This window comes from Jiella sp. M17.18, assembly GCF_041027365.1.
Taxonomy (GTDB): domain Bacteria; phylum Pseudomonadota; class Alphaproteobacteria; order Rhizobiales; family Rhizobiaceae; genus VKMB-3413.
The window spans coordinates 1-5,000 of sequence record NZ_JBFTEH010000032.1 but is presented as its reverse complement, the minus strand read 5'-3'; the positions used below and the strand labels follow the sequence as shown (position 1 = coordinate 5,000).

The following is a 5,000-nucleotide window of genomic DNA, read 5'->3' as shown; positions in this document are numbered from 1 at the left end:
GTAAACAGTCGCTACCCCCTGGTCTGTGCCACCCCTCCACACTTGCGTATGAAGAGGTCACGCTTCTTCCGAAGTTACGCGTGCAATTTGCCGAGTTCCTTCAACATAGTTCTCTCAAGCGCCTTGGTATACTCTACCAGTCCACCTGTGTCGGTTTCGGGTACGGTCTATACGGTGGGGCTATTTCCTGGGACCGCTTCGCCGCAAACCCAATCCGATAAGGGCTCACGACACACGCGATCCGTCACTCTCCACCAGGCCCACGATTATTAACGTGGTTCCCATCGACTACGCCTTTCGGCCTCGCCTTAGGGGCCGGCTAACCCTGCTCAGATTAACTTTAAGCAGGAACCCTTGGACTTTCGGCGAGGGAGTCTCTCACTCCCTTTATCGTTACTCATGTCAGCATTCGCACTTCCCATACCTCCACGGGCCCTCACGGGTCCCGCTTCATCAGCCTAGGGAACGCTCCGCTACCGCTCTGCGATCCGAAGATCGTCAGAACCCACAGCTTCGGTGTATGGCTTGAGCCCCGGTACATTTTCGGCGCAAAGTCTCTTATCTAGACCAGTGAGCTGTTACGCTTTCTTTAAATGATGGCTGCTTCTAAGCCAACATCCTGGTTGTTTTGGAAACTTCACATCCTTTCCCACTTAGCCATAACTTGGGGACCTTAGCTGGTGGTCAGGGTTGTTGCCCTCTTCACGACGGACGTTAGCACCCGCCGTGTGTCTGCCGGACAGCACTCGTGCGTATTCGGAGTTTGGTTAGGTTTGGTAAGACGGTGAGTCCCCCTAGCCCATCCAGTGCTCTACCCCGCACGGTGTTCATCCGACGCTCTACCTAAATAGATTTCGCGGAGAACCAGCTATTTCCGAGTTTGATTGGCCTTTCACCCCTAGCCACAAGTCATCCCAATCTATTGCAACAGATGCGGGTTCGGCCCTTCAGTGCGTGTTACCGCACCTTCAGCCTGCTCATGGCTAGATCACTCGGTTTCGGGTCTAATCCGACGAACTGAACGCCCTGTTCAGACTCGCTTTCGCTACGCATCCACCTATCGGCTTAAGCTTGCTCGCCAGACTAAGTCGCTGACCCATTATACAAAAGGTACGCGGTCACCCTTGCGGGCTTCCACTGTTTGTAGGCATTCGGTTTCAGGTTCTCTTTCACTCCCCTTGTCGGGGTGCTTTTCACCTTTCCCTCACGGTACTGGTTCGCTATCGGTCATGCACGAGTACTTAGGCTTCGAGGGTGGTCCCCCGAATTTCAGACAGGATTTCACGTGTCCCGCCTTACTCAAGGACCTCAAAGAGCATTGCGCCTACGGGGCTGTCACCCGATCTCGCCACGCTTTCCAACGTGTTCGGCTTCTCTCATATGAGGCCACTGGCCTGGTCCGCGTTCGCTCGCCACTACTTGCGGAGTCTCGGTTGATGTCTTTTCCTTCGGGTACTTAGATGTTTCAGTTCCCCGAGTTCGCTTCTAACCCCTATGGATTCAGAGTTAGATACCTTCACTGACTACCGTTAATCCTAGCTGCTCACGCCAGATCGCTTTGCGATCGGCTCCGCGAGGGCGCGGCAAAAGCCGCGTCGGCCGGTCGGCCTTTGACTGCCGTGCGCCCTTCATCGGGTGCCCGTCAGCAAGACGTCGTGCCAGCTCAGCAGTTAGAACTTAACGGTAGTCGAAGGTGGGTTGCCCCATTCGGAAATCCACGGATCAAAGCTTATTCGCAGCTCCCCATGGCTTATCGCAGCGTATCACGTCCTTCATCGCCTGTGCATGCCAAGGCATCCACCAAATGCCCTTTTGACACTTGATCGTTCTCATCGCCAATGCTCATCGTTTCCTTGCACTCACGCCAGGCCCCAAGGGGCCGGCTGCGTGGGCGCGGCCTGACCGGCCGACGCGCGGTTGCGCTCGCCTCGGGTCCGAAGACCCTCGGATCAGCGGCCACTTGCCGAAGTCAGAGGAAAGAGAGAGATGAACATCGCGATCATTCTCTAAAGGCACCGCAAACACCGGACAGGCGTGCAACCCGTTCCAGCGTCCTGCAGCGGTGCCCTGTCGACTGGATGATATCCAATCGACGAAAGACCAGCTTCTCGAGACAGATCCCGACGATGTGCGGTCAGGCAACATCGATCACAGGACAAGAGGCCGTTATGACCGGCGTCGGGCGATGAACCCTTGGCCGAACCTCTCGTCGACAGAACCACGCTTCTCACTCGGTGAGGCCCCGGAGTAGAGGGGCAGCCTCCGTTGCCGGAGACATTTCGCGACGATCCTTCGAGATCCGTCTTCTTCTTCACGATGACATGGAGAACAGGCAGTCACGACGGCCAAGGCCGAACGGACTGCAAACCGTTGTCTATCTTCCTGGATGGCTATGGCGGAGCCTACCCGTCCGCCCGCAGAAAAGCGAGGACGGACCAAGCAACAAGCCGATAGCTCCACCACGAACGACAGTGAGTGGTGGAGCCTATCGGGATCGAACCGATGACCCTCTGCTTGCAAAGCAGATGCTCTCCCAGCTGAGCTAAGGCCCCAACTTTATCGCTCACGCGCGAAGCGCTCCGCGAGGGCGCCGAGCGATCTGCGACGGCCATTCGGCCTACCGAAGAGGCGCCTCATGTCCAGACGCAGCGCAGTGGGCCCGTGCCCGTCTGCCCGCAGCGAAGCGGGGACAGACAAAGCGAGAAAGCTACCCGGGCCCACCAAATTGGTCGCCCGCATCGCTTCCCAGCCAGCACCACTGTGCCACCAATTTGGTGGGCCCGGGTAGATTCGAACTACCGACCTCACCCTTATCAGGGGTGCGCTCTAACCAGCTGAGCTACGGGCCCGAACCTTCAGGTCCAGGACCGCGACACCGTCGCATCCGATCGTGACGATCGAGCGACAGGGCACACGCGCACCGGGTCCGGCAATTCATCCAGGGAAGAAAGAGAAACGAAGGCGGCGGGGCCTGCCCTTACGCCGTAGGCCGATCCGAAGACCGGCTTCATGAGCGCTTCGTGTATGCGCGGCGCCGACTGACTATCGGCACCTTGTTCTAAAACAATCCGATATCCAGGGACCGGACGGTCCGGCCGAGGCCGGAGGATCCGATGTGGATGAGGGATCGTCCTTAGAAAGGAGGTGATCCAGCCGCAGGTTCCCCTACGGCTACCTTGTTACGACTTCACCCCAGTCGCTGACCCTACCGTGGCTGGCTGCCTCCCTTGCGGGTTAGCGCACCATCTTCGGGTAGAACCAACTCCCATGGTGTGACGGGCGGTGTGTACAAGGCCCGGGAACGTATTCACCGTGGCATGCTGATCCACGATTACTAGCGATTCCAACTTCATGCACCCGAGTTGCAGAGTGCAATCCGAACTGAGACGGCTTTTTGGGATTAGCGCACCATCACTGGTTGGCTGCCCACTGTCACCGCCATTGTAGCACGTGTGTAGCCCAGCCCGTAAGGGCCATGAGGACTTGACGTCATCCCCACCTTCCTCTCGGCTTATCACCGGCAGTCCCCTTAGAGTGCCCAACTGAATGCTGGCAACTAAGGGCGAGGGTTGCGCTCGTTGCGGGACTTAACCCAACATCTCACGACACGAGCTGACGACAGCCATGCAGCACCTGTGTCCACGTCCCGAAGGAAGGAAACCGTCTCCGGTAACCGTCGTGGCATGTCAAGAGCTGGTAAGGTTCTGCGCGTTGCTTCGAATTAAACCACATGCTCCACCGCTTGTGCGGGCCCCCGTCAATTCCTTTGAGTTTTAATCTTGCGACCGTACTCCCCAGGCGGGAAGCTTAATGCGTTAACTGCGCCACCGAGCTGTAAACAACCCGACGGCTAGCTTCCATCGTTTACGGCGTGGACTACCAGGGTATCTAATCCTGTTTGCTCCCCACGCTTTCGCACCTCAGCGTCAGTTGTGGTCCAGTGAGCCGCCTTCGCCACTGGTGTTCCTGCGAATATCTACGAATTTCACCTCTACACTCGCAATTCCACTCACCTCTACCACACTCAAGACACCCAGTATCAGAGGCCGTTCCGGGGTTGAGCCCCGGGATTTCACCCCTGACTTAAATGTCCGCCTACGTGCGCTTTACGCCCAGTAATTCCGAACAACGCTAGCCCCCTTCGTATTACCGCGGCTGCTGGCACGAAGTTAGCCGGGGCTTCTTCTCCGGCTACCGTCATTATCGTCACCGGTGAAAGAGCTTTACAACCCTAGGGCCTTCATCACTCACGCGGCATGGCTGGATCAGGCTTGCGCCCATTGTCCAATATTCCCCACTGCTGCCTCCCGTAGGAGTTTGGGCCGTGTCTCAGTCCCAATGTGGCTGATCATCCTCTTAGACCAGCTATGGATCGTCGCCTTGGTAGGCCATTACCCCACCAACTAGCTAATCCAACGCGGGCTCATCCATCCCCGATAAATCTTTCTCCCTCAGGACGTATACGGTATTAATTCCAGTTTCCCGGAGCTATCCCGTAGAGATGGGTAGATTCCCACGCGTTACTCACCCGTCTGCCACTCACTCCGAAGAGTGCGTTCGACTTGCATGTGTTAAGCCTGCCGCCAGCGTTCGTTCTGAGCCAGGATCAAACTCTCAGGTTTGATAAAGAGTTTCTCCCAGCCGTCACTGTCTCAAAGCATCAACGAGAGTTCCTCAGCACCCCGATCCCGCCGTACGACCAAAGGCCGAACGCCGAAAAGCCCGCAAGGCATCACTGCCCGCAAGCGATCGAAAGTGCCAAAATGCCGGGACCCTTCACGACAACCCCAGCCCAGGCATAACCCGAACCGAAGCCGCCAAACAAAGAGCCCCGCTCTCATCTGACCGAAACGCGAAACGACTAGTGTCATCTCTCAAACTCCGCCAAATCCGGAAAGGATACCGGTCCAGCAGAGCCGCAGACTTACCGCCGCCCACGCTTCTCTTTCTTCTCTCATATCACAATGTCAAATAACACGCCGACATCAGTCGGCGGTGGG

At 57.2% G+C, this 5,000-nt stretch carries 2 tRNA genes and 2 rRNA genes (1 of these 4 running past the window's edge); all 4 read right to left on the bottom strand.

Annotation, left to right across the window (positions count from 1 at the left end):
- Nucleotides 1-1,825 (bottom strand): 23S ribosomal RNA (locus AB5S17_RS23115) (it extends 1,098 nt beyond the left edge of the window).
- A gap of 651 nt (nucleotides 1,826-2,476) precedes the next feature.
- A tRNA-Ala gene (locus AB5S17_RS23110) sits at nucleotides 2,477-2,552 on the bottom strand.
- A gap of 220 nt (nucleotides 2,553-2,772) precedes the next feature.
- Nucleotides 2,773-2,849: transfer RNA gene (locus AB5S17_RS23105), tRNA-Ile, on the bottom strand.
- 288 nt (nucleotides 2,850-3,137) lie between these two features.
- Nucleotides 3,138-4,622 (bottom strand): 16S ribosomal RNA (locus tag AB5S17_RS23100).
- The 16S and 23S rRNA genes sit together here with 2 tRNA genes alongside, the layout of an rRNA operon.
- Nucleotides 4,623-5,000 lie beyond the last annotated feature (378 nt).